The sequence below is a fragment of the Parabacteroides chongii genome, from assembly GCF_029581355.1.
GTDB lineage: Bacteria > Bacteroidota > Bacteroidia > Bacteroidales > Tannerellaceae > Parabacteroides > Parabacteroides chongii.
Map to the genome: position 1 here is coordinate 3,505,195 of NZ_CP120849.1, position 25,787 is coordinate 3,530,981.

At 43.8% G+C, this 25,787-nt stretch carries 17 protein-coding genes, 2 tRNA genes, 3 rRNA genes and 1 other RNA gene; 13 read left to right on the top strand and 10 right to left on the bottom strand.

Annotation, left to right across the window (positions count from 1 at the left end; all coding sequences use genetic code 11):
• The first annotated feature begins 60 nt into the window (after positions 1 to 60).
• A complete protein-coding gene (locus P3L47_RS13015; protein ID WP_277781049.1) occupies positions 61 to 1,293 on the top strand; it encodes a phosphatase PAP2 family protein in 1,233 nt (410 codons plus the stop codon).
• Positions 1,294 to 1,313: 20 nt separating this feature from the next.
• On the opposite strand, the gene P3L47_RS13020 is transcribed toward P3L47_RS13015, so the two are convergent.
• Positions 1,314 to 2,066 carry a response regulator transcription factor gene (locus P3L47_RS13020; RefSeq protein ID WP_277781050.1) on the bottom strand — a complete coding sequence of 251 codons (753 nt, stop codon included), beginning with the start codon at positions 2,064 to 2,066 and terminating at the stop codon, positions 1,314 to 1,316.
• A gap of 89 nt (positions 2,067 to 2,155) precedes the next feature.
• Here P3L47_RS13020 and P3L47_RS13025 point away from each other — a divergent pair, with 89 nt between their 5' ends.
• On the top strand, positions 2,156 to 2,806 hold the full coding sequence (locus tag P3L47_RS13025; RefSeq protein ID WP_075556902.1) for a DUF1349 domain-containing protein: 651 nt from the start codon (positions 2,156 to 2,158) through the stop codon (positions 2,804 to 2,806).
• A gap of 97 nt (positions 2,807 to 2,903) precedes the next feature.
• The gene (locus tag P3L47_RS13030) at positions 2,904 to 4,550 is read left to right on the top strand and encodes a diphosphate--fructose-6-phosphate 1-phosphotransferase (RefSeq protein WP_277781051.1); all 1,647 of its coding nucleotides are present in this window, start codon (positions 2,904 to 2,906) and stop codon (positions 4,548 to 4,550) included.
• Between the two features lie 124 nt (positions 4,551 to 4,674).
• On the opposite strand, the gene P3L47_RS13035 is transcribed toward P3L47_RS13030, so the two are convergent.
• The 4 genes from P3L47_RS13035 to P3L47_RS13050 form a co-directional block, all read right to left on the bottom strand.
• Positions 4,675 to 5,010: a TM2 domain-containing protein gene (locus tag P3L47_RS13035; RefSeq protein WP_277781052.1), complete on the bottom strand. Its 336-nt coding sequence runs from the start codon at positions 5,008 to 5,010 to the stop codon at positions 4,675 to 4,677.
• Between the two features lie 56 nt (positions 5,011 to 5,066).
• Positions 5,067 to 5,438 carry a DUF2752 domain-containing protein gene (locus P3L47_RS13040; protein ID WP_277781053.1) on the bottom strand — a complete coding sequence of 124 codons (372 nt, stop codon included), beginning with the start codon at positions 5,436 to 5,438 and terminating at the stop codon, positions 5,067 to 5,069.
• An 11-nt stretch (positions 5,439 to 5,449) separates the two neighbouring features.
• Positions 5,450 to 5,791: a TM2 domain-containing protein gene (locus P3L47_RS13045; RefSeq protein WP_122360541.1), complete on the bottom strand. Its 342-nt coding sequence runs from the start codon at positions 5,789 to 5,791 to the stop codon at positions 5,450 to 5,452.
• Between the two features lie 68 nt (positions 5,792 to 5,859).
• On the bottom strand, positions 5,860 to 7,221 hold the full coding sequence (locus tag P3L47_RS13050) for a hypothetical protein (RefSeq protein WP_277781054.1): 1,362 nt from the start codon (positions 7,219 to 7,221) through the stop codon (positions 5,860 to 5,862).
• A gap of 121 nt (positions 7,222 to 7,342) precedes the next feature.
• Here P3L47_RS13050 and P3L47_RS13055 point away from each other — a divergent pair, with 121 nt between their 5' ends.
• Positions 7,343 to 7,945 carry a riboflavin synthase gene (locus P3L47_RS13055; RefSeq protein WP_122360539.1) on the top strand — a complete coding sequence of 201 codons (603 nt, stop codon included), beginning with the start codon at positions 7,343 to 7,345 and terminating at the stop codon, positions 7,943 to 7,945.
• Between the two features lie 69 nt (positions 7,946 to 8,014).
• Here P3L47_RS13055 and P3L47_RS13060 read toward each other — a convergent pair whose 3' ends face one another.
• The 3 genes from P3L47_RS13060 to rnpB form a co-directional block, all read right to left on the bottom strand.
• On the bottom strand, positions 8,015 to 9,352 hold the full coding sequence (locus tag P3L47_RS13060; protein ID WP_277781055.1) for an MATE family efflux transporter: 1,338 nt from the start codon (positions 9,350 to 9,352) through the stop codon (positions 8,015 to 8,017).
• On the bottom strand, positions 9,349 to 10,725 hold the full coding sequence (locus tag P3L47_RS13065) for a YihY/virulence factor BrkB family protein (RefSeq protein ID WP_122360537.1): 1,377 nt from the start codon (positions 10,723 to 10,725) through the stop codon (positions 9,349 to 9,351). The genes P3L47_RS13060 and P3L47_RS13065 overlap by 4 nt, the downstream gene beginning before the upstream one ends.
• Before the next feature lie 43 nt (positions 10,726 to 10,768).
• An RNA gene (gene rnpB, locus P3L47_RS13070) (RNase P RNA component class A) lies at positions 10,769 to 11,125 on the bottom strand.
• 326 nt (positions 11,126 to 11,451) lie between these two features.
• On the opposite strand from rnpB, the gene P3L47_RS13075 reads away from it, so the two are divergent.
• The 7 genes from P3L47_RS13075 to rrf all read left to right on the top strand — a co-directional run bounded on the left by P3L47_RS13075 (position 11,452) and on the right by rrf (position 19,565).
• The gene (locus P3L47_RS13075; RefSeq protein ID WP_277781056.1) at positions 11,452 to 13,029 is read left to right on the top strand and encodes a Do family serine endopeptidase; all 1,578 of its coding nucleotides are present in this window, start codon (positions 11,452 to 11,454) and stop codon (positions 13,027 to 13,029) included.
• Positions 13,030 to 13,172: 143 nt separating this feature from the next.
• A complete protein-coding gene (locus tag P3L47_RS13080) occupies positions 13,173 to 14,033 on the top strand; it encodes a sigma-70 family RNA polymerase sigma factor (RefSeq protein WP_005641668.1) in 861 nt (286 codons plus the stop codon).
• A 496-nt stretch (positions 14,034 to 14,529) separates the two neighbouring features.
• Positions 14,530 to 16,055: ribosomal RNA gene (locus P3L47_RS13085) — 16S ribosomal RNA — on the top strand.
• Positions 16,056 to 16,202: 147 nt separating this feature from the next.
• Positions 16,203 to 16,276 (top strand) — tRNA-Ile (locus P3L47_RS13090).
• A 21-nt stretch (positions 16,277 to 16,297) separates the two neighbouring features.
• Positions 16,298 to 16,371: transfer RNA gene (locus tag P3L47_RS13095), tRNA-Ala, on the top strand.
• A gap of 111 nt (positions 16,372 to 16,482) precedes the next feature.
• Positions 16,483 to 19,352, top strand: a 23S ribosomal RNA gene (locus P3L47_RS13100).
• A gap of 102 nt (positions 19,353 to 19,454) precedes the next feature.
• Positions 19,455 to 19,565 (top strand): 5S ribosomal RNA (rrf, locus tag P3L47_RS13105).
• The 16S, 23S and 5S rRNA genes sit together here with 2 tRNA genes alongside, the layout of an rRNA operon.
• A gap of 201 nt (positions 19,566 to 19,766) precedes the next feature.
• Here rrf and P3L47_RS13110 read toward each other — a convergent pair.
• Entirely contained in the window at positions 19,767 to 21,935 is a 2,169-nt protein-coding gene (locus tag P3L47_RS13110) for a tetratricopeptide repeat protein (protein ID WP_277781057.1), read from the bottom strand.
• A gap of 84 nt (positions 21,936 to 22,019) precedes the next feature.
• Here P3L47_RS13110 and lepA point away from each other — a divergent pair, with 84 nt between their 5' ends.
• Positions 22,020 to 23,807, top strand: a complete 1,788-nt coding sequence (lepA, locus tag P3L47_RS13115) for a translation elongation factor 4 (RefSeq protein WP_122362702.1) — start codon at positions 22,020 to 22,022, stop codon at positions 23,805 to 23,807.
• 118 nt (positions 23,808 to 23,925) lie between these two features.
• Here lepA and P3L47_RS13120 read toward each other — a convergent pair whose 3' ends face one another.
• Positions 23,926 to 24,780 (bottom strand): CvfB family protein, encoded by an 855-nt coding sequence (locus tag P3L47_RS13120; protein WP_122362701.1) that lies wholly within the window; start codon positions 24,778 to 24,780, stop codon positions 23,926 to 23,928.
• A 190-nt stretch (positions 24,781 to 24,970) separates the two neighbouring features.
• On the opposite strand from P3L47_RS13120, the gene P3L47_RS13125 reads away from it, so the two are divergent.
• Positions 24,971 to 25,786 carry a polysaccharide biosynthesis/export family protein gene (locus tag P3L47_RS13125; protein ID WP_122362700.1) on the top strand — a complete coding sequence of 272 codons (816 nt, stop codon included), beginning with the start codon at positions 24,971 to 24,973 and terminating at the stop codon, positions 25,784 to 25,786.
• Position 25,787: the final 1 nt, after the last annotated feature.

Genomic DNA, 25,787 nt, shown 5'->3' on the forward strand with positions numbered 1-25,787 from the left:
ATTCAAATTGTCTACAAAATTGCTTTCTAGTTTTGCTGCCGTCATTCATAGTTGTATTCAATGATGCGTAGCAAATTATTCTTTTTATTCTTATTATCTGTCTCTTGGGGTGTGCATGCACAGGTCGATACTGTAAAGATCTTTCCCCGGGAGAGTGGCTTTCAGCGGACTATAAACAAGGTAACTTCTTCGCGGGCTTATCAGATGACTTATATCGTTGTCCCGCTTGTTGTCGGAGGGTTGATCGTGAAAAGTGAAGACGATCATTTCCGGCAGTTGAGGAATGCTTACCTGCCTGCGTTCAGCCGCCGTTACGATGATTATACCCAATATCTTCCGGCTGCCGTGATGCTGGGAATGAAAGCAGGAGGTGTGGAAAGTCGAAGTTCGTGGGGACGGATGCTGGTTTCGGATGCTTTTTCCGCTGTGATCATGTCGACGGTAGTGGGGCAGTTGAAAGTTCATACCAAAGTGATGCGTCCTGATGGTTCCAACGATCATTCTTTTCCGTCCGGCCATACGGCAACGGCATTTATGACGGCGACAATGATGAGCAAAGAATATGGTTTCAAAAGTCCGTGGTATAGTATCGGGGCTTATTCGGTGGCCACTGCAACCGGGCTTACGCGGATGGCAAACAACAAGCATTGGCTGAGCGATATCCTAGCAGGGGCAGGTTTCGGTATCCTGTCGACGGAGTTGGGATATTTCTTTGCTGACCTGATATTCAAAGAGAAAGGGCTGAATCGTTCCGCTTCTTCTGAGACATTCGATCGTTTCCATGTTCCTTCATTTTTGGGGCTTCATCTGGGGCTTAGTGTTATTCCCGGTGAGTATCGCTTAAATGATCATTCCCGGATGAGTTTTTCTTCCGGTAGCAGTGCGGGTGTCGAGGGTGCCTGGTTCATCAACCCGTATGTCGGGTTCGGCGGAAAGTTTACGGCAGCGAATATGTCTGTGATCTTGAATGAGGTAGCCGAAGACGAGTCGTTGGATTGGATAGCGGGATATGCCGGAGCATACTTCTCTTATCCGTTGGCTTCCCGTCTGTTGGTCGGTAGTAAGTTGCTGGCCGGATACGGTCACTATTCCGCGTGTGACCTGTCGACCGTGACGATCGGTAATAGGGGCGGTATGAGTATGGAAACGGGCGGTTCGATGACGTTCCTGGCTAAACAGAATCTAGGGGTAAAGTTCTTTCTGGATTACAGTTTGACGCCGGTGGCTGCCCCGTCCGATAAGAAGTGTACACAGATCCTTACGGTGGGGAGTTTTATTTCGGTAACGTTTTAATCAGGGAGAGATCGGTGCCGTCAGATCAGTTTCAGCCCTTTGGCTATCCGGCATGCCTCGATGGAATTGCTTACGTGCAGCTTTCCCAGGATATTCTGCCGATGCCTGTTTACCGTATTTATGCTGATCGAGAGGGTGGAAGCAATCTCTTTGCTCATCATGCCCTGTTCTATTAGTTGTAGAATCTCTCTTTCTCTTACGGATAAAATATCGTTATAAGTCTGTTTCTGCAGTTCCAGGATTTGTCCGTTGGCGGAGTTGATGATGGCACTGTCTAAAGATGGATCGGCTGTCAGGTTGTAAAGACATAAAGACAACCGGATGCTGCCGTTGGATTGGCTGGCGATGTAGAACATTCTGTGTAATACATGGATATATTTGTCGGTATTATCACGCATCCGGATATGACTGACAATATGATAGTCGGCACGTTCCTTTTCCGGAATACTTTTCAGAAAGTCCAGGAACCGGAGTTCCTGGAGGTGTTTTTCCAGCAGGTCGTCGGGATGGATACGGCTGAAGATCTCTTCTTCCCAGATCGAGTGGATCGTTTTGTTGGAGCCTCGTTCGGTCAATCCCAGTTTCTCCGCCATTCCTCCGTAGTAGATATGGCTCGTGTTCGTTTTCATGTCACTTAGTACTGCGATCGAATTTTCAATCTGTGCATACGTGGATGCGATCAGTTTACATTCATTGAGCCGGTTCGATAACTGTTGCTCTTCTGTGAATGTCTGTTTCAGTAATTCGTCGTTCAGTTTGTTTACGATATCCATATCTGACGGGTAGAATGGTTATTAATCAGTATTGCATGTTTATCGGCAAGCGTCTACCTTTGCAAAGATAAATAAAATGTATGAAAACAATGAAGAAAATAATCTTAGGCGTATTCGCCTTACTGGCAATGGAAACAACATCGGCACAGACACTCGAAAAGATGCAGTGGTTCAACGAACCAGCACAATGGGAGATCAAGGACAAGACATTGTCCATGTTCGTTACCCCGCAAAGCGATTACTGGCGTATCTCTCATTATGGATTTACCGTCGATGATGCGCCTTTCTATTATGCGACTTATGGCGGCGAGTTTGAAGCCAAAGTGAAGATCACGGGCGATTATAAGGAGCGTTTCGACCAGGCGGGACTGATGCTGCGTATAGACCATGAGAATTATATCAAGGCCGGTATCGAATTTGTAGACGGTAAATTCAATCTGAGCACGGTCGTTACCCATAAGACCAGCGACTGGAGTGTGATAACGCTGGATAAACCTGTCCCTTATATCTGGATTAAGGCGGTCAGACGGTTGGATGCCGTCGAAATATTCTACTCCTTCGACGACAAGACCTACACCATGATGCGAAATGCCTGGCTACAGGATAATACACCGGTAAAGGTCGGCTTTATGGGGGCTTGTCCCGACGGAAACGGTTTTAATGTAAAGTTCGAACATTTTCAGGTAAAGCATCTGCCCGATTTGCGCAGATTGGAGTGGCTGAAGAAAAATGCGGAATAAACCTCTGTGTTCCTCTTTCACGATTAAAGAAAAAATTCTATATTTGCACCGCTTTTAGGAGTAAATCAGATAATTTCTATATAAATCAGATTAAGAAATGACAAAGAGCGCATTACAAATTGCAAGAGCAGCTTACCAGCCTAAGGTACCCGCTGCATTGAAAGGTGCTGTAAAAGCCGTTGACGGCGAGTATACAGAATCAGTAGCCGATCAGGAAGATATCAAAAAACTGTTCCCTAACACGTACGGGATGCCGATCGTTACTTTCGAAAAGAGCAGCGAAAAGAAAGATATGCCTGCTATCAATGTAGGTGTGATCCTGTCAGGCGGTCAGGCTCCTGGTGGTCATAACGTGATTGCCGGTATCTTCGACGGTGTAAAAGCTACAAACAAAGACTCTCGTCTGTATGGCTTTATCCTGGGTCCCGGTGGTCTGATCGATCACAAATATATGGAACTGACAGCTGATATTATCGATGAATATCGTAATACAGGTGGTTTCGATATGATCGGTTCAGGTCGTACTAAACTGGAAACAAAAGAACAGTTCGACAAAGGTCTTGAAATCCTGAAAGAACTGGGTATCTCTGCTCTGGTTATTATCGGTGGTGACGACTCAAATACAAATGCTTGCGTATTGGCTGAATATTACAAAGCTATCAACGCAGGTGTACAGGTTATCGGTTGTCCGAAGACGATCGATGGTGACTTGAAGAACGAACAGATTGAAACTTCTTTCGGCTTCGATACTGCTTGTAAAGTATATTCAGAAGTGATCGGTAACATCCAACGTGATTGTAACTCAGCTCAGAAATACTGGCACTTCATCAAATTGATGGGACGTTCTGCTTCTCACATCGCACTGGAATGTGCTTTGCAGACTCAGCCGAACATCTGTATCATTTCTGAAGAAGTGGAAGAAAAGAACATGTCTTTGGATGATATTGTTACATATATAGCAGGTATCGTTGCAAAACGTGCTGAAGAAGGACATAACTTCGGTACTGTATTGATCCCTGAAGGTCTGATTGAATTCGTTCCGGCTATGAAGCGTCTGATCGCTGAATTGAACGACTTCCTGGCTAAACACGATGCAGAATTTAAGATGATCAAGAAGAGCGAACAGCGTGCTTATATCATCAGCAAGCTGACAAAAGAAAACTCTGACCTGTATGCTTCTCTGCCGGAAGGCGTTGCACGTCAGCTTTCTTTGGATCGTGACCCGCACGGAAACGTTCAGGTTTCTCTGATCGAAACAGAAAAACTGCTGTCTGAAATGGTTGGCAACAAGCTGGCTCAGTGGAAGGCAGAAGGTAAATATAACGGTAAGTTTGCTGCACAGCACCACTTCTTCGGTTACGAAGGTCGTTGCGCTGCTCCGTCTAACTACGATGCTGACTACTGCTATTCTTTGGGTTACACTGCTTCTTGCCTGATCGCTTCTGGTAAGACTGGTTATATGTCATCTGTACGTAATACGACTGCTCCTGCTGACAAGTGGATTGCCGGTGGTATTCCTGTAACAATGATGATGAACATGGAAAAACGTCATGGCGAAATGAAACCGGTTATCCAGAAAGCTTTGGTGAAACTGGACGGTGCTCCTTTCAAGAAGTTCGCTGCCAACCGCGACGAATGGGCATTGACTACAAGCTATGTTTATCCGGGTCCGATCCAGTACTTCGGTCCGACAGAAGTTTGCGACGAACCGACTAAGACGTTGCAGTTGGAACAGGCTAAGTAATAGCGTTCCGCGCATGATATAAAAGAAGAGACTGTCAAAAGTTTGTATTACTACAGACTTTGACAGTCTCTTTTATTTTTCTTGATTACGACAATGGCGTTCAGTGCGTCTATGCATTAGATGGTTAGTTGTTGACTATCAGATTGAGTTTCTCCATATTTTTCCTTTTTGTTACTCCGGTAATCAGGAACCAGTCGATGAGCCACCAAATCCCCAATCCGCCTCCGGTGAGAAGTTTACCGATCCCTTTCCCTATATTACCGACCAGGAAACGGTCCACACCAAACATTCCGAGGAAGATAGAAGCTAGAAGTATTTTACCCGGACTTTTAAAAGGAGTTGTCATTAAAAGGCATTCTTTTTCCGGGGTGAGATTTAGCAGATGATTGATAGGAATCTCATATTCCGGAAATTTATGTTCATTGGCCAGAAGGAACTGGTCTACTTTTTTAGCTTCCATATGATCGTGTTAGTAGATTATAAATGTTTTGCAAAGATAGTTATTTCTCCTGTCTTCTACAGACCTTTATGGATATTCCACATCCAATTCAGGAGCATAAGTAAGATTATCAGCATGAGAATGTATTTGTTAGCAAGAAGCTGTTCTGATCTTTTTAGCCAGTCACGGAACTGGCGGTTTTTTCGTACGAAATCGGATATAAGTCCGGTTGTGTAAAAAATAACCAGTAATGCCAATAGTAATCCGTAAGGATTGATCAGGACAGAAGTATAAATGTCTCCTTTCAACAGACTGAGTAAGGCACGTCGCGTGCCGCATGCCGGACAGGGATATCCGGTAATGGTATGGAAGATACATGGGATTGATAATAAAGCATATCCCACCATAATAACTATGGCAGGATATACATATTTATTTCTTATTCCCACAAGAAACAGGATTAAAGCATTAATACGTTTTGTAGCTGTTCCAGATTTTTCTTTTTAGTAGCATCCATGATGAGGAACCAGTCGATGATCGACCAGATTCCGCAGCCCCCCAGGGTCACTAATTTACCGACTCCCAAACCTATGTCACCTATCAGGAAACGGTCTATACCCAGTGATCCCAGGAAGACGGAAATGATAAGTATCGTTGTCGGATCTTTAAAATCGCAGGTTTGTAAATAAATCAGCTTGGATTCATCTAAGGCTAACAAACGATCTCTGATAAAAGGCATCTGACTGGCAGGCAATTTGCTACTGTTCGTCATGAGGAACATATCGACTTTTTGTGCGTCCATAATTTTGTAGATTGATTTACTAGTGACAAATATAATATTTTATATTATACTGAGGCATGCAGCGGATGTTATTCTTCGATATACGGCATCAGGAGATCACACTGTTCCAGGTAATCATGTAATGTCTCTGCTTCTTGCGGTCTTTTGTCGAGTAATTTACAACTTAATTCCCTGGCGGCGGACAGTTTCATTAATCCCGGCAAGCCGCTTTTTATCAGTTCTTTTTTCGGGAGATAGTCGTCCGGGAGGCTATCTTGGAGCAATTGGAAATAACTGATGGATAACGCAATCTCTTGCATTTGTTTTGCATATCCATTGCGACGTTTTTTTAAGGCGGCAATCGCTTCGATGTACATCTGTTGATGCATTTCGACGGCAGCCGGATAATCACCCGATAATATCAGTGTCTGCAACACAAACATACGGCATAAAGTTCGTTCTTGTTCCGGTACCGGTAGTTCGATCAGATATTCAAGTCCCGCTTTTGTCTCGGCAATAGTGAGAAGGCTTTCCGGTGGCAGAGGACGCGGTGTCTGTCTTTTTATCCAATGGTGGCAGGCGAGACTTATCATACAGCGATGGAGCAGACATGAGGGATCCTTTTCATCTCCCATGTAGGAAGCATACCGATCGGCTTCTGCAAACTCATTCTTGCTCATGCACTCGTACACCAGGTTCCTGTAAAACTCCGGACATAGCGTTTCGTCATCTTCATCTTCGTAGTCGTCTTCATCATTCAGTCCTTTCCATAATTTATACGGTGCACTCCATTCCTCCAGGAAAGGCATCTCTTCCTCGTCGATAAAATCTTCGAAATCCATATCTCTGACATATTCTTCTGCGGCCTTAAAGGCTTCGGGGAAGGCAACGAGGCTGAGCATATTCTCAAGCTTTTCAGCTTCCGGCTGTTCGTCGTATCCTGTCATAATACAAATGATGGGAAAAAGTCCATACCAGAGTCCCAGTGTATCAACGGCAGTCTGGTCACCTTGGGCAAATCGTTCCGAAGCCAATGGTACAATGGTTTCTATCAGTTCAAAAGGAGAGAGCTCTCGGACTTCCTGTGGGTCCTCTGCCGGCAGGATACCGAGCGACAGTAGTTTTTTCCATAGTTTCGAACCGGCAGTGATGCAGCAGCGGTTTGTCTTGTGGTCAAAGTATGTTCCTTTGGCGAAAAAGCCACTTCGTTTCTTGAATTTCATTGCTTGGCTACGTTCTGGGTCCGGTAGTAGTTCCGGTGGTAGAAGGTAGAGGTATCCAAGTTGTACTAATTCATCACGTACCCGTAGCAGGGTGTATCCGCAATCGAATAGATCTTGAATTTGGTAAAGACTGAAGCATATGCTCTTGGCTAAAGGCGGAACGGGTGATGCAGTAGCGACTGTTTTCACTGAATATTCTACCAGACTTTCTATTTCGTGCATTGACATAATGACTGTAATTAAATGAGTTTAAAAGGTTGTCTGCACAAATTTACCCATTTTAAGGGAAAGTACACCATTTCTATCTATCTTTGGTGTTGAAAATATTAATTTAAATAATAAATAGACTATGTTCTCAGGAATTGTAGAAGAAGCAGCTCAGGTGGTTGCGTTGAACACAGATCAGGGAAACCTGCATATCACAATGAAATGTTCATTTGTAAATGAGCTGAAAATTGATCAGAGTGTGGCACATAACGGCGTATGCCTTACAGTTGTAAGTCTGACTGACGATACATATACGGTGACAGCCATTCAGGAAACTCTGGACCGATCTAATCTGGGATTGCTGAAAGTGGGTGATCTGGTCAATCTGGAACGAAGCATGCTGATGAATGGTCGACTGGACGGTCATATCGTACAGGGACATGTGGATCAGACTGCTGTATGTAAAGATGTACGCGAGGCTGACGGTAGCTGGTATTATACATTTGAATATACATTTGACAAAGCAATGGCGCAACAAGGGTATATGACGGTGGAAAAAGGTTCCGTTTGCGTGAACGGTGTCAGCCTGACTGTCTGCAACTCACAGCAAAATAGTTTTGAAGTGGCTATTATTCCTTATACACATGATAATACGAACTTCTGCCAGATCGAAAAAGGTACGGTAGTCAATTTGGAATTTGATATTGTAGGCAAGTACATCAGCAAAATGATGCAGTTCAAATGAAAGATTTCCTCTCATAAGCCAGACAACGGCAGAGCGACCGGGCATTCGACCCGGTTTCGTTTTGTCGATTCATTTCACGACACATCTTTTCTTCCAAATATCCATCTTGTAATATATATAGGTAATAAGCAACCCGATGGCAATACTGATCCCGATTGCCCACCAGATCCCTTGCCGCCCGTACCAGGCACTTAGTTGGTAAGCCAGCGGAATACGGATCAACCACAGACAGAGCAGGCTGGTAATCATCGTGAAAATGGTATCGCCTGCACCACGGAGTGCTCCGTTGTATATGTTCAAAGCACCGTGTACAATAAAGAATCCTCCGATGATCAGTAAATATTCTTTCCCGATAGCGATAACAGCCGGATCGTTGGTGAATGCGCACATCATCTCCTCTCCGAAAAAGTAAACGGCGGCAAAAGTGATCACGCTGAATATAACATTGACCAGCATGGTGAAACGAAGTCCCTGGCGAACACGGTCGAAACGACCGGCTCCGATATTTTGTCCGCAAAAGGCAGCCAGTGCTCCGGACAGGGTGAGAACGGCTTGTGTTATGATGGTATCTATTTTGCCTGCAGCACCATAGGCCGTCAGCGTATCAGTACCGAAACTGTTTACTATTCCGAGGAGTGCGATCAGCCCTAATGCGATTGCACACTGCTGGACGCTGGTCGGCAATCCTATTTTCAAACCTTCCTTGAAGAGTTTCATATCAAACAGTAAATCCTGTTTTTTGATGGAGAGCAGGGGATGCGTGTTGTTTACATATCCCAAAGCGACACACATGCCAATGCCCTGCGCGATGACGGTTGCACGTGCTGCTCCTTCGATTCCCCAGTCGAAGCCTACGATAAAAAGTAAATCCAGGACGATATTCAGTACTGTCGTGATGAAAATGAAGATCATCGGACGGATCGATTCACCTACACCCCTTAATATGGAGATAATACTGTTGAATGTCACAAACAGGAAAGTTCCTCCTATATAAATCCTGAAATAAGCAACGGCACCCGGTATGACTTCTTCCGGTGTATTGGTCAGACGGAAGATCGGTTCTGCAAATATGATTCCGGCGATGGAAAGGGCGATGCCTGCCACCAGCATAAATATAAAAAAGGAAGAGAATGCCCGCTGCACTTTATCATATTGTTTGGCTCCGAAGAATTGCGAAACGACAACGGATGTACCGCTTCCGACACCGATAACCAATGATATAATAAAATAGTAAATGAAAAAAGAGGCGGAAACGGCAGCTAGTGCTTCTTTTCCCAAGAACTGCCCGATGATAATACTGTCCGTAATATTATAGAGCTGTTGCAGTAAGTTCCCGATAAGCAGCGGCAAAGCGAAACGAATGATCACTTTCCATACGGAACCGTGTGTCAGGTCTGAGGTGTTCATAGATCTTTGAGCAGGATATTATCGTTTGCTTTGATCATATCTTCCCGGGTTTTCAGTAATGCATGCCATTCTTTGGTAAAAAGTTTGGAAGTATCTATCTTGAAATTTTCGGAACCATATTCATCCATCTTTGCAAACAGGTAACCGACTGTTATCTTATTGATGTCGATGGCCGGTTGATAGTAGGCTACACGCTCATCGTCGCCGTAATTTACTTCGATGATGATTCCGAGTTCGGTAAGTAGATAAAGTATGTCTGTCGTGAGACGGATGGGAATGCGATAAGCGTCCGACAGCTCATCGGCCGTATAGGGTTTCTCTCCATTGACGAACCGTTTGATGATCAAGGAAGAGATAAGCAAGGTCAGGAAATCTTTGTATCTGCGGCTGATATTTTTACTGTCGCGCTCAAAACTAAACTTCTTCACATTCTGTGAGGCATAAGACAGTTCCGCTCCGAAAAGGCATATCAACCAGGATAGTTGTAACCAAAGCAGCAATAAAGGCAAAGCGGCAAAGCTACCGTAAATGGCATTGTATTTACTTACCCAAATCTGTCCGCTGATATATATGAACTGAAAGAACTGGAAAGCACAACCGGCAATCACTCCTGCAACCAAACCGTTGATGAACCTGACTTTTGTATTGGGAAGAGACAGGTATAAACCGGTAAAAGCCATGATCGTAATAATATAAGGTACTACATTCAGAGCAAGTTCCACGATCGGAGTGAAAAACAGATAGTTGCTCAAGAATGAATTTTGAAGCGTAGAAGCAAAGATGGAAAGCCCGCTGGAGGCCGTCATCAATATCGGTAATATGAGGAACAAAGCCAGATAGTCGGATATTTTCCGATACCAGGGTCGTGATTTCTTTATTTGCCAGATATCGTTAAAAGTATCTTCAATGGAAGAAATCAGGTTGATGACCGTATAGAATAGCAGAACAAGACCGATTCCGATGATAACGCCGCCCTGTGCCTGTGCCAAATAATTTTCCACATATTGAAAGGCTTTGTTCAGTTCGTTTTCATGTCCGGGAAAGTAATAAAGTAGTTCTTTCCTCACAGTGGCCTGGAATCCGAATCCTTTGGCTATCCCGACCAATACTGCCAAAAGAGGAACAATTGCCAGAAAAGTACTGTAGGTAAGGGCTGAAGCTTTGGTTTGCAGATTCTCGCTGTTGAATCCGCGTACAGCAAGTATGATTGTTTTGATCGTGTTGATATAAAGCTCTTTCAGACCGCTTACTTCATTCTCTGTGATTCTCCAAATGTCGTAAGTTACAAAACGAATGGTTCTTGTCAGCAAGGTGTTGATCCGTTCAATCAAAGGCTTTTTATCAGCAGTCTTTTTATCCGTCTTCTTCTTCATGCTGTGATTTGTAGGGGCAAAAGGTGTTTGCCTGATGAATAAAAAATGCAGCCTGCCTATAAGCCGGGTTCTGTACTCCCGTTTGCACGAAAGCGTCTGCCATTTATCTTGTCTTACCGTCACCGATAAGCTTTAGCGGTCTACCCCCCGGCATCGGACGAGCAATCCTACATGCGCCGGTATACATGACCTTACAACCCATAAGACGTACGGCATCCCGTATTACTACGGCATCCGGTGAGCTCTTACCTCACCTTTTCACCCTTACCGGACATGTCCGGCGGTTATTCTCTGTTACGTTACTCTACCCTTACGGACAGCTTCCCGTTAAGAAGTATGGTGCTCTGCGTTGCCCGGACGTTCCTCTCACCCGAAGATGAGCGACAGACCGGCAGGCTGCAATGCGACAAAGATAGGTATTTTAGTTGACAGTTGATGGTAGACGGTTGAGAATTTTGTCTCAATTGTCACTTGTCAACTGCCAACTTGATTGAACTTTCTGCCATTCTTTCTGTTATATTACTGAAAGCATGACCATTTGACCGGGGAATGATTGTTAAAAAGGTACTTTGCAATACACAGTACTGTTAAGTGCAGTTAACCCTGTATAATTCGCCGTTAAAAGTGATAAAAAATGAAGGTCAAATGGAATAATCGCACGTTTTTTGAGTTTTCTTTGTCGAAAGAAAAGTGTTAAATTTAAATGTTTGATAAAATAAAAAGAGTATGAGAAAAATGTGGAAAAATGTGCTTGGATTTGTTCTTGTAGCTGTTATTAGTACAGGAGCGGCAGTTGGGACGAGTGCTTATCTTATGAATAAAAATCAATCCGTATATAATGCCTCTAACTCAACAACGGCGAATACTTTTAATCAGCCTTACCGGTTGACTGGTCTGAATGCTGTAGCTGCAGAAAATACAGATTTTACTACAGCTGCGGAAAGTACGGTGCACGGAGTTGTACATATCAAGGCAACGACGAATGCTAAACAGTCTGCGGGTGGCGGAGGTCAACAGCAGTATATGGATCCTTTTGAGTATTTCTTCGGATTTGGAGGACGGGGAGGTTTCCAGCGTCCACAGCCGCAGCCTCGCGTAGGAGCTGGTTCGGGGGTCATTATTTCTACAGATGGATATATAATCACAAATAACCATGTGATTGATGGTGCCGATGAGTTGGAAGTAACATTGAATGATAACCGTAAATTCTCAGCAAAACTGATCGGAACAGATCCTACTACAGATATTGCATTAATTAAAGTAGATGCCAAAGATCTGCCGACTATTCCGTTTGGAGATTCTGAAAAACTGAAAGTAGGAGAGTGGGTGCTGGCTGTAGGTAACCCTTTCAACCTGACATCGACTGTAACTGCTGGTATCGTTAGTGCAAAAGGACGCGGTATATCCATGGGAGGCGATAGAAGTAAAATCGAATCATTCATTCAGACAGACGCAGCCGTAAACCCGGGTAACAGTGGGGGTGCTTTGGTGAATACGAAAGGTGAACTGGTTGGTATCAATACAGCTATCTATTCTGAAACAGGAAATTTTGCCGGATATTCATTTGCAGTGCCTATCAGTATTGCGGGTAAGGTGGCAAGCGATTTAAAACAATATGGTACTGTTCAGCGTGCTGTTCTTGGAGTGTTGATGATGAGTGTGGGCGATATTGCCGATCAGTTGAGTTATCCGAATTTGGATAGTAAATTGAAAGAAGAGTTGACTGAACTGAAATCGAAGATTAAAGTTTCTGAGGGAGCTTGTGTATCAGATTTTGCTGATAGAAGTTCTGCGAAAGAAGCTGGAATCGAGAAGGGTGACGTGATTATTGCTGTCAATGGAGCGAAAGTTAAAAATGCTAATGCATTGCAGGAACAAATTAGCAAATATCGCCCGGGTGATAAAGTTCAGGTCACTGTAGACCGTAATGGTAGCAGTAAGACATTTAATGTAGAACTTCGTAATGCACAGGGTAGTACATCTGTTGTGAAGAGCGCAGGTGATAACAGTGCAGATGTTCTTGGTGCCGCTTTTAAAGCGTTGACGGATAAACAAAAACGTGAACTTGGTGTAAGTTATGGTGTTGAAGTAGCAGGATTATTGAAAGGTAAATTAAAAGATGCCGGAATCCAGAAAGGCTTCGTTATCATGATTGTCAATGACCAGAAGATCTCTACACCCGAACAACTGGAGAAGTTGGTAGATAAGGTCTTGAAAGGAAATGCAGACGATCGTTACATCGTAGTAAAAGGTTTTTATCCGAACGGACGTACAAAAGTATATGCTATTGATCTAGCCGAATAATAAAATAAAGTTATATTCGTCTTATTTGGCGGGAAGATTGTTAAAGGTTTATAATTGGTCGGGTGTAGGGTGCACTCGACCAATTTTGTCAATAAAAATAATATTATCTTTGCACCCTGATATTTCTCAATTAAAAACATTGGATGAGACAGTTAAAGATCACAAAGTCCATTACCAATCGCGAAAGCGCTTCGCTTGATAAGTATCTTCAGGAAATAGGCCGCGAAGATCTTATTACAGTGGAAGAGGAAGTTGAATTGGCACAGGCAATTAAAAGAGGCGACCGGAGAGCATTGGAAAAATTAACCAGAGCTAACCTGCGTTTCGTCGTTTCTGTAGCTAAGCAATATCAAAACCAGGGGTTAAGTTTACCTGACCTTATTAACGAGGGTAACCTGGGATTGATTAAAGCGGCTGAGAAGTTTGATGAAACCAGAGGGTTTAAGTTTATTTCTTATGCAGTATGGTGGATTCGTCAGTCTATTTTGCAGGCTTTGGCAGAACAGTCTAGAATTGTTCGTCTTCCGTTGAATCAGGTAGGTTCGTTGAATAAAATCAGCAAAGCCTTCTCTAAATTCGAACAGGAAAATGAGCGTAGACCTTCTCCCGAAGAATTGGCAGACGAACTGGATATTCCTGTAGATAAGATTTCAGATACTCTAAAGGTATCCGGAAGACATATCTCAGTGGATGCACCGTTCGTAGAGGGCGAAGACAATAGTCTTTTAGATGTGCTTGTGAACGACGACGCTCCTATCGCTGACCGATCGTTGATGAACGAGTCATTGGCAAAAGAAATTGACCGAGCACTTGCTACACTGACCGAAAGAGAATGCGAAATAATCAAAATGTTTTTCGGTATTGGCTGTCAGGAAATGACATTGGAAGAGATTGGCGACAAATTTGGCCTCACTAGAGAGCGTGTCCGCCAGATCAAGGAAAAAGCAATCAGAAGATTAAGACAAGGAACACGTAGCAAGCTCCTCAAATCGTATTTAGGTTGACCTCGGGTAAAACCAAAGAGGTAAACAAAGCTCCATATCCAAAGGGATACGGGGCTTTTGTTTTTTATATATACTATAATATAGATAATACAGGTTGTTAAGAAAATACTTAAAGGTTGCTGAATATTTTTTTTTCGTACTTAATAACCAGTATCTCAGTGTTATACTCTGTATGTGGCGACTCTCTATGAAAAATAAAGCATGAAAAGTTTGGAGCGTATGTTGTAAAGCACTACTTTTGCATCCGCATTCGAGAGAGAACGGCACTGCAAAACATGATGAAAAACTTTTAGAAAAAACTTCCTAAAACATTTGGAAGTATAAAATAAAAGTCCTTATCTTTGCATCCACGTTCGCTAAAAATCTAGCGAGTGTAACAAAAAGAGTTCTTTGAAAGATTTACATATCAACAAGTAGTACAAGTATTAAAAATTAATACCGTCAAAAACTTGAAAATAAACTAACGGATTCTGAGCAAAGATATAAAACAATTTAAACAACGAAGAGTTTGATCCTGGCTCAGGATGAACGCTAGCGACAGGCTTAACACATGCAAGTCGAGGGGCAGCGGGGAGTAGCAATACTTTGCCGGCGACCGGCGCACGGGTGAGTAACGCGTATGCAACCTGCCTATCAGAGGGGAATAACCCGGCGAAAGTCGGACTAATACCGCATAAAACAGGGGTCCCGCATGGGATATTTGTTAAAGAGTTATCGCTGATAGATGGGCATGCGTTCCATTAGATAGTTGGTGGGGTAACGGCCCACCAAGTCCACGATGGATAGGGGTTCTGAGAGGAAGGTCCCCACACTGGTACTGAGACACGGACGGACTCCTACGGGGGAGGCAGCAGTGAGGAATATTGGTCAATGGGCGAGAGCCTGAACCAGCCAAGTCGCGTGAAGGATGAAGGATCTATGGTTCGTAAACTTCTTTTATAGGGGAATAAAGTGCTGGACGTGTCCGGTTTTGTATGTACCCTGTGAATAAGGATCGGCTAACTCCGTGCCAGCAGCCGCGGTAATACGGAGGATCCGAGCGTTATCCGGATTTATTGGGTTTAAAGGGTGCGTAGGTGGTTTTTTAAGTCAGCGGTGAAAGTTTGTGGCTCAACCATAAAATTGCCGTTGAAACTGGAGGACTTGAGTATGTTTGAGGTAGGCGGAATGCGTGGTGTAGCGGTGAAATGCATAGATATCACGCAGAACTCCGATTGCGAAGGCAGCTTACTAAACCATAACTGACACTGAAGCACGAAAGCGTGGGGATCAAACAGGATTAGATACCCTGGTAGTCCACGCAGTAAACGATGATTACTAGGAGTTTGCGATACACAGTAAGCTCTACAGCGAAAGCGTTAAGTAATCCACCTGGGGAGTACGCCGGCAACGGTGAAACTCAAAGGAATTGACGGGGGCCCGCACAAGCGGAGGAACATGTGGTTTAATTCGATGATACGCGAGGAACCTTACCCGGGTTTGAACGCATTTGGACCGGCCTTGAAAGAGGTCTTCTAGCAATAGCCATTTGCGAGGTGCTGCATGGTTGTCGTCAGCTCGTGCCGTGAGGTGTCGGCTTAAGTGCCATAACGAGCGCAACCCTTATCTTTAGTTACTAACAGGTCGTGCTGAGGACTCTAAAGAGACTGCCGGCGTAAGCTGTGAGGAAGGTGGGGATGACGTCAAATCAGCACGGCCCTTACATCCGGGGCGACACACGTGTTACAATGGCATGGACAAAGGGCAGCTACCTGGCGACAGGATGCTAATCTCCAAACCATGTCTCAGTTCGGATCGAAGTCTGCAACCCGACTTCGTGAAGCTGGATTCGCTAGTAATCGCGCATCAGCCATGGCGCGGTGAATACGTTCCCGGGCCTTGTACACACCGCCCGTCAAGCCATGGGAGTTGGGGGTACCTAAAGTCCGTAACCGGAAGGATCGGCCTAGGGTAAAACCGATGACTGGGGCTAAGTCGTAACAAGGTAGCCGTACCGGAAGGTGCGGCTGGAACACCTCCTTTCTGGAGCGAAGGATTCGTTATCAAGTTGGCTAAAGGTATTAGTTAACTTGTACTACGGTTGAATATGTATAAAATATAGATCATACTTACGATAAAAAGTAAGTAAGAGAGAAAAATGATGCTGAGGGCAACCAAGGCAAAGTTGACAGTCCTATAGCTCAGTTGGTTAGAGCGCTACACTGATAATGTAGAGGTCGGCAGTTCAACTCTGCCTGGGACTACAGAATCTCTAAGAAGGTACTGGGGGATTAGCTCAGCTGGCTAGAGCATCTGCCTTGCACGCAGAGGGTCAACGGTTCGAATCCGTTATTCTCCACATCACTCAGCAATGAGTAAAAGATCTTTGACATGATGGACAACGTAAAATAAAGTAACAAGAGCAAGCTGAAGATATATCAATCCGATTTACCGTATGGTAACCGGAAAAAAGAAAGTAAGCAAGGGCAGACGGTGGATGCCTTGGCTCTCGGAGGCGATGAAGGACGTGATAAGCTGCGATAAGCCGGGGGGAGATGCAAATAATCCTTGATCCTCGGATTTCCGAATGGGGCAACCCGGCAGGTTGAAGGCCTGTCACCTCGTAAGAGGGGCGAACATGGGGAACTGAAACATCTAAGTACCCATAGGAGGAGAAAATAAGAATGATTCCGCAAGTAGTGGCGAGCGAACGCGGAAGAGCCCAAACCGGTATTGTTTAGGCAATACCGGGGTTGTAGGACCACGTCGTGGCAAGAAATCAGGAAAGTGGAACGCTTTGGAAAAAGCGATCAGAGAGGGTGAAAATCCCGTACACGACTTTCTGACGAAGCCTAGTGGTATCCTGAGTAGCGCGGAGCACGAGGAATTCTGTGTGAATTAGCGGGGCCCATCCCGTAAGGCTAAATACTCCCGAGAGACCGATAGCGAACCAGTACCGTGAGGGAAAGGTGAAAAGAACCTCGAACAGAGGAGTGAAATAGACCCTGAACCCGTCTGCCTACAAGCGGTCGGAGCACTTTCGAGTGTGACGGCGTGCCTTTTGCATAATGAACCTACGAGTTACTTTCTCCGGCAAGGTTAAGTGATTCAGTCACGGAGCCGAAGCGAAAGCGAGTCTGAATAGGGCGGTATAGTCGGAGGGAGTAGACGCGAAACCAAGTGATCTACCCATGGTCAGGTTGAAGGTTAGGTAACACTAACTGGAGGACCGAACCGGTAAGCGTTGAAAAGCTTTCGGATGAACTGTGGGTAGGGGTGAAAGGCTAATCAAACTTGGAGATAGCTCGTACTCCCCGAAATGCATTTAGGTGCAGCCTTTATTTAGTATAGCATGAGGTAGAGCGACTGATTGGATGCGGGCTTCACCGCCTATCAAGTCGGATAAACTCCGAATGCGTGCTATATATTGATAAGGAGTGAGGGCGCGGGTGCTAAGGTCCGCGTCCGAGAGGAGAAGAATCCGACCATCAGCTAAGGTCCCCAAATAACAGTTAAGTTGAACTAACGAAGTCAGACTGCAGAGACAGCTAGGATGTTGGCTTGGAAGCAGCCATTCATTTAAAGAGTGCGTAACAGCTCACTAGTCGAGGAGTTTGGCGTGGATAATACTCGGGCATAAACTGTTTACCGAAGCTATGGATGTCGTAAGACATGGTAGGGGAGCATTCCAGCCGCGTAGAAGATAAGGGATAACCCTTGTTGGAGCAACTGGAAAAGCAAATGTAGGTATAAGTAACGATAAAGGAAGTGAGAAACTTCCTCGCCGAAAGACTAAGGTTTCCTGATCAACGTTAATCGGATCAGGGTAAGTCGGGACCTAAGGATAAGCCGAACGGCGATTCCGATGGAAGAATGGTTTAATATTCCCATACTACTTTATGGAGCGATGTGGAGACGGAGAAGTGACAGTCCTGCCATCTGACGGAATAGATGGTTAAAGGGTGTAGATGTCGATCGTGGTAGGCAAATCCGCCATGAGAGTCGAACCTGACAGTATACCGAGTACTTGTACAAGGTAATATGGATGTAAACAGGCTCCTAGAAAATCCGCTAAGCATATTTATAAAGTACCCGTACCGTAAACGGACACACGTAGTTGGGTTGAGAATACTGAGGCGCTCGAGTGATTCACGGTTAAGGAACTAGGCAAATTGACCCTGTAACTTCGGGATAAAGGGTCCCTACTGAAAGGTAGGGCGCAGAGAATAGGTCCAGGCAACTGTTTAACAAAACACATGGCTGTGCGAAATAGAAATATGAAGTATACAGCCTGACACCTGCCGGTGCTGGAAGGTTAAGAGGAGAAGTCATCGCAAGAGAAGCTTTGAATTGAAGCCCCAGTAAACGGCGGCCGTAACTATAACGGTCCTAAGGTAGCGAAATTCCTTGTCGGGTAAGTTCCGACCTGCACGAATGGTGTAATGATCTGGACACTGTCTCAACCGTGAGCTCGGTGAAATTGTAGTATCGGTGAAGATGCCGATTACCCGCGATGGGACGAAAAGACCCCGTGAACCTTTACTATAGCTTTACATTGAATTTGGGCAACTAATGTGTAGGATAGGCCGGAGACTATGAAGCAGGCACGCCAGTGTTTGTGGAGTCACCGTTGAAATACGGCCCTTTGGTTGTTTGAGTTCTAACTCGCGGTATGCGAGGACACTGTATGGTGGGTAGTTTGACTGGGGTGGTCGCCTCCAAAAGAGTAACGGAGGCTTCTAAAGGTACCCTCAGACCGATTGGTAACCGGTCGTAGAGTGTAATGGCATAAGGGTGCTTGACTGGGAGAGATACAACTCGATCAGGTAGGAAACTAGAGCATAGTGATCCGGTGGTTCCGCATGGAAGGGCCATCGCTCAAAGGATAAAAGGTACTCCGGGGATAACAGGCTGATCGCTCCCAAGAGCTCATATCGACGGAGCGGTTTGGCACCTCGATGTCGGCTCGTCACATCCTGGGGCTGGAGAGGGTCCCAAGGGTTGGGCTGTTCGCCCATTAAAGTGGCACGCGAGCTGGGTTCAGAACGTCGTGAGACAGTTCGGTCTCTATCTATCGTGGGCGTAGGATATTTGAGAGGCTCTGACACTAGTACGAGAGGACCGTGTTGGACAGACCCCTGGTTTACCGGTTGTACCGCCAGGTGCACCGCCGGGTAGCTAAGTCTGGATTGGATAAGTGCTGAAAGCATCTAAGTACGAAGCCAGCCTCAAGATGAGATATCCCTCAAGGGTCGTCGTAGACTACGACGTTGATAGGCTACAGGTGTAAGGGCAGTAATGTCGAAGCCGAGTAGTACTAATAGCCCGAGACTTTCTTTTTCCGGAGAAAGGGTTGATATATCTGAAGAATTGACAATTATTGATTCGCTCTATGGTTACGTTAAAGTAACGTTGTCCAAGTCAAACATCTTAAAAAGAAATTAAGGTGGTTATAGCGTTGGGGATCCACCTCTTCCCATTCCGAACAGAGAAGTTAAGCCCAACCACGTCGATGGTACTGCGTAAAAGTGGGAGAGTAGATAGCCGCCGTTTTATTCAGGCGAAAGCTGAAAGACAGAAAGGAGTTCATTCGAAAGAGTGGATTCCTTTTTTGTTTTATATGTAAATGTGTATTCCTAACAACAGGACCATACGAAACAGATCAATCGGGTTATCGATTATATCAATTCGAATTTTAATAAAAAAGTCCTGTTCATGCTTTAATGAATAGGACTTTTCCGTTTATAGTGAATGTTATAAAGAGTCGCTTAATACATATCTTAATTGATCCATCATCAAAGATATTTCAGTATCTTCTATGCCGGCTACAATCAAATCCGGAATATCTTGATTAAACTCTTCCTGGAATTTATAGAAGTCTCTGTTTTCTTTTTCTACAGCTTGCCTATAGAACTCTATGGCTCCCTTTATGTTTTGCAATGCCCATTCCGTATGGCCTGCGTTTAACAGGTCTTGTGTATTGGGTTGGTTGGCCAGTATCTTTTTATAGTAGTTGCGTGCCTGGTCATATTTACCGGTCAGGAATGAGCACCATGCGATAGGGCGCCATGCTTTATTGTTACTATCCAGATAGTCGACTTTATAAAAACATTTTAATGCTTCACTGTAGTTTCTGAGTTCCAGATAACAATGTCCTATACTAATCGTAATTGACAAATTGTCGGGGTTCAGTTTTTCGTATCTGCGATAATATTTTAATGCTTCTTCCGGTTCTTTTAGAGAACGATAACAACCGGCTATCCGTCGGATAACCCATTTGCTTCCTGGATTTAGAAGATCGGCTCGCAGGTAGGCTTCCAAAGCCCCTTGTAAGTCATTATTCATCTGCTTGCAGTAGCCTATCTTCTGGAAAAGAATATCACTCTCCTGATTTGTTTCAGCAAGCTGGTTGAATATAGTCAAAGCATCGCTGAAATAATTTTTACGCAGATAGTATTCAGCAATACTGCTTAAACTTTCTTCATCGGAAATATACGGACGCAAGATACTTAAATTGTGGAAGTCCAAAGGCATTGTGAAAATGTCGTTGAAGTCCAAATGGCCCGGATATATTTTGAAGAAACGGTATAAGTCCTGTATATACTGTCCAGTAATAGTTTCCAGTTTTCCCCGTTTGCTGATCAGTTCTTCCTTATTCTGCTGGATCATTTCAGAAGCCTGGCTGTCAAATTGATTCATCATCATTTTCTTAGCTTCTTCAGGCAGTTGCATCATGCTGAAATACAATGAATATTTGTCGGAATTACACATGAATGCAGCAAGAGTCATGGAATCCAACATCTGTTTTTCCCCATTATTTTGATTGAAACGGTCACCAAACGATGAATGTTCGGTGGTGAAAGGCAATAGCCAGTTACTTAATTCGCGGAAAAATGGGAAGCTTTTCAAATGAACGAATGTGGAGTGCATCACATCGGCACCTTCTTGCTGCAGTTCGCTGAATTCTTCCATCTTCTTTCCCAGTGAACTGTCGGCGAATATATTTTCCCATTCAGGATTCATTTCTTCTCCCAACTGTTCAGGTGTAATATCTTTCAGATTTATTTTATTACTGATCTTCGGGCTTAACTTCATCATCTCAGGAATGATCTCGTTCTGTAGTTTCCGAGTGATCTTCTCTGTTTCACGGGCCAGGATGAAACGCAAAGTGATCGTTCGTATGGCTTTTGTGAAGCCCGGAGTCTCTGAAAGGGCATCCAGTCTGTTGATTATTTGCGGATAGAGTGCCGTCCTTTTTCTGTAGACATATAATGTCAGCAGGATTGAAATTAATGCACGTACTTTAATTTCTTCATTTTCATGACCGGCAGCGTCGAACAGCAACATGAGCTTTTCTAGATCGAAAGCCGCCTGAAGTCCGAGCATCAATGATGAAACGATCTGGCAACCGGTTGTGAACGGAAGTTCGTTATCGAAAAGGATATTCTTTATTACAAAAGCTTCTTCGACCGTAAAAGGATCGGATACCCATATTTTGTTGAACAGGACCATCAGTATGGCATCGTATTCAGCATTGTTGCCTGTAGCATAATGTTTGCTGAGCTGGAGATGCAAGTTCTCGAACGTCAAATTCGGTTGAACCTTCAGACTTCTGCGCCGGCTGTAAAAGGCTAGAGGAGATTCGACGGCCAGTGCTTTGTGCCTGATTCGGTCGGCCAGTTCGTACGAAGATGTTTGTATCTTGTTATATATTTGCTCCTGCATCGGATCTTTAGCACCTTCGATACGATAACGTAACATATATTTATAGGTATCCTGCAATTCATTCAGTTTATCCTGGAACGATAATTCGCGACTTCCGGATATGAGAGCCTGAATGGAATCAAAAGCATTCTTTAATTCCTTGCTATCTAATGAACCGATTATACGGTTGTATGCTTTATTTATTTCTTGTAGTGTCATATAATATTAACAACAAATGGTATGCCAAAAGTATAGTTTTTGACCTAAAATTCCTATCTTTGCACACCTAAAATAAATTAGCACATGAAGAATATCCGCAATTTCTGTATTATTGCTCATATTGACCATGGTAAGAGTACTTTGGCAGACCGGTTGCTTGAATATACCAAGACTGTCGAAGGGAAAGACTTACAAGCGCAGGTCCTCGACGACATGGATCTGGAGCGTGAACGAGGCATTACGATCAAGAGTCATGCCATTCAGATGAAATATACTTATAAAGGTGAAGAATATATCCTGAATTTGATTGATACTCCGGGACATGTGGACTTTTCGTATGAGGTTTCCCGTTCTATTGCAGCCTGTGAAGGAGCTTTGCTTATTATCGATGCTGCCCAGGGAATCCAGGCACAGACTATATCCAACCTGTATATGGCGATCGAAAATGACCTGGAGATTATTCCGGTAATGAATAAGATCGACCTTCCCAGTGCGATGCCGGATGAAGTGGAAGACCAGATCGTCGAACTGTTGGGCTGTCCCCGTGAAGATATTATCCGGGCAAGCGGAAAAACCGGCGAAGGGGTTTATGAGATACTGGATGCGATCATAGAAAAGGTTCCGGCTCCTAAGGGTGATCCGGAAGGACCGCTTCAATGTCTTATCTTTGATTCTGTCTTTAACTCATTCCGCGGTATTATAGCCTATTTTAAAGTCGTGAACGGTGTGATCCGTAAAGGTGATCATGTGAAATTCATCGCGACAGGAAAAGAATATGATGCAGATGAAGTCGGCGTATTGAAACTGGAAATGTCTCCGCGTAGTGAGATCCGGACCGGTGATGTGGGATATATTATTTCCGGTATTAAGACTTCCCGTGAAGTACGGGTAGGGGATACCATCACGCATGTAGCGCGTCCGGCTAAAGAGGCCATTGCTGGTTTTGAGGAAGTGAAGCCAATGGTTTTTGCAGGCGTTTATCCGATTGACAGCGAGGATTTTGAGAATCTGCGTGCTTCGTTGGAAAAGTTGCAATTGAACGACGCGTCTCTGACATTCCAGCCGGAAAGTTCGGCAGCTTTGGGATTTGGTTTCCGTTGTGGCTTCCTCGGATTGTTGCATATGGAGATCGTTCAGGAACGTCTGGATCGCGAGTTCAATATGGATGTGATTACAACAGTGCCTAACGTTTCGTATAAAGTATATGATAAAAAGGGAAATTGCCTGGAAGTTCATAATCCGAGCGGTTTGCCAGAACCGACTCTGATCGATCATATTGACGAACCGTACATCCGCGCATCTGTCATAACCAATACGACTTTTATCGGTCCGATCATGACACTTTGTCTGGGTAAACGTGGTATTTTGCTGAAACAGGAATATATTTCAGGTGATCGTGTAGAGATCCATTACGATATGCCTTTGGGTGAAATTGTGATTGACTTTTACGATAAGCTGAAAAGTATCTCCAAAGGATATGCATCTTTCGACTACCATATTCATGATTTCCGTCCGAGTAAACTGGTAAAACTGGATATTCTATTGAACGGTGAACCGGTAGATGCTTTGTCTACTTTGACGCATGTGGATAACAGTGTAACATTCGGGCGTCGTATGTGCGAGAAACTGAAAGAACTGATACCTCGCCAGCAGTTCGATATTGCTATTCAGGCTGCGATCGGTGCGAAGATCATCGCCCGTGAAACTATTAAGGCGGTTCGTAAAGATGTAACTGCCAAATGTTACGGTGGTGATATTTCGCGTAAACGTAAACTGTTGGAAAAACAGAAGGAAGGTAAGAAGCGAATGAAACAGATCGGAACAGTGGAAGTTCCGCAGAAGGCATTCTTGGCTGTATTAAAGTTAGATTAAAAATTGCGTCTTTAAAGGTGTATATATCGAAGCTATTAAAAATCAATCTATAGAAGGTGACATCGTAAACTCAATTCGACGTCACCTTTAAATTGTTGATATGTAATTCGATATTGTGCTATTCAGCTGTTTGGTCTTGATTTTTAGCTAAACTAATGCCACCATCTTCCAATGTAATAAGATGCTGTTTGTACAGCGCACCGATAGCTTGCTTAAAGCTTTTCTTACTGCATTGAAAAAGTGACTGAATGACTTCCGGATCACTTTTGTCGTGTACGGCGATAAATCCTCCTTGGCTTTTCAAAGATTCGAGGATCACTCCTGCCAGTCCATCTATTTTTTGATATCCCAATGGTGTCAGGCTGACATCTATCTTTTCATCTTCCCTGACTTCTTTGATATAGCCTTTCAGTTCTTCTCCTTTTTCCAGACGGCGGAAGACTTCGTTGTAGTACAATAATCCCCAATGCAGATTATTTATAATGACTTTGTAGCCGATATCTGTTTCATCGGCAACCAGCAAATTGACTTCCTGGTTGGGAGTATAGTCAGGCATGACATTGTCCAGGTACTTGTCAATACGTGCGGAAGCGACGATACGTCCTGTAATATGGTCGATATGAACATAAACCAGATACCATTTTCCTTCGCGCATCGGCATTTTTTGTTCTTTGAAAGGGACAAGCAGGTCTTTCATTAAACCCCATTCCAAAAATGCTCCCGTATTATTTACCGATTTGACTTCCATAAACTTAAACTCGCCAACGGTAGCCAAAGGATGGGCTGTAGTAGCAATAAGTCTGCCTTCATTATCATGATAGATAAAAACTTCCACTTCATCTCCCGGTTTCACGTTTTTGGGAACGTAACGAGCCGGCAGCAATATCTCTTTCCCATTGCCGCCATCCAGATAAACTCCAAAATCCAGGTCTTTTACTATCTTAAGCGTGTTGTACTTTCCTATTTCAAGCATAATCTTTTTCTTTTGATACAAAAGTACTCGAAAATGACATAATATCCTATTTTTTTTGTTTTGATGCAGCAATATATCAAAATTTGCATCGTTATAAAAGTAAACATTTTTATAATGGCGCTTTTGCTGGTTGGTCACTATAAAAGTTATATCTTTGCAGTTTTAATTTTAGAAATATTTATATAACAGCATGAAATTGAAATATTGGTTATTTGTTTGTTTGTTCGGATTTATGTGTGCATGTAAGGCACCACAGGATGTTGTTTATTTTCAGGGTATTGATGAGTTGACACCGGAGCAACTTATAGAAATGAGCCAAACTTATACAACAAAAATATCAAATGATGATTTATTATCAATCAACGTTACGGCATGGGATCCGGCAGCTGTGACTCCTTTCAATCCTCCCGTTTTTGCTTATTCTGTAGTTCCTCAGGGGGAACAACCTATAGCTTCTTCTCAGAACTTATATACATATTTGGTCGATCAGGACGGTAATATTAATTTCCCGGTATTAGGTAAAGTACATGTGGCAGGATTGACACGGCAGGAAGTTGCGGGGAAATTGGAGGAGATGATATCCAAGTATGTCGAGAATCCTTTAGTGAACGTGCAGTTGCTTAATTTTAAGATTACTATGATGGGGGATGTTTCTCGTCCGGGTACATTGGCTATAAAGAATGACAGGGTTTCAATTTTGGATGCAATTGGTATGGCAGGTGATTTGCAATTATCTGCAAACCGAAAAAATATATTGGTGATTCGTGATAATAACGGTGTGAAAGAAACTTATCGGATGGATATAACTGATCCGGGAATATTTGCGTCGCCATGTTTTTATTTGAAACAAAACGATATAGTCTATGTAGAGCCGATAAGAATAAAACAACGTTCAAGAACAAGTTCAGACCGTTCTTTTACAATGTCTCTTTTGACCTCTGTAATAAGCTCTGTTTCAATCATAACGAGTATGGTAATCACGATTGTTAATTTAAATAGAAAATAAT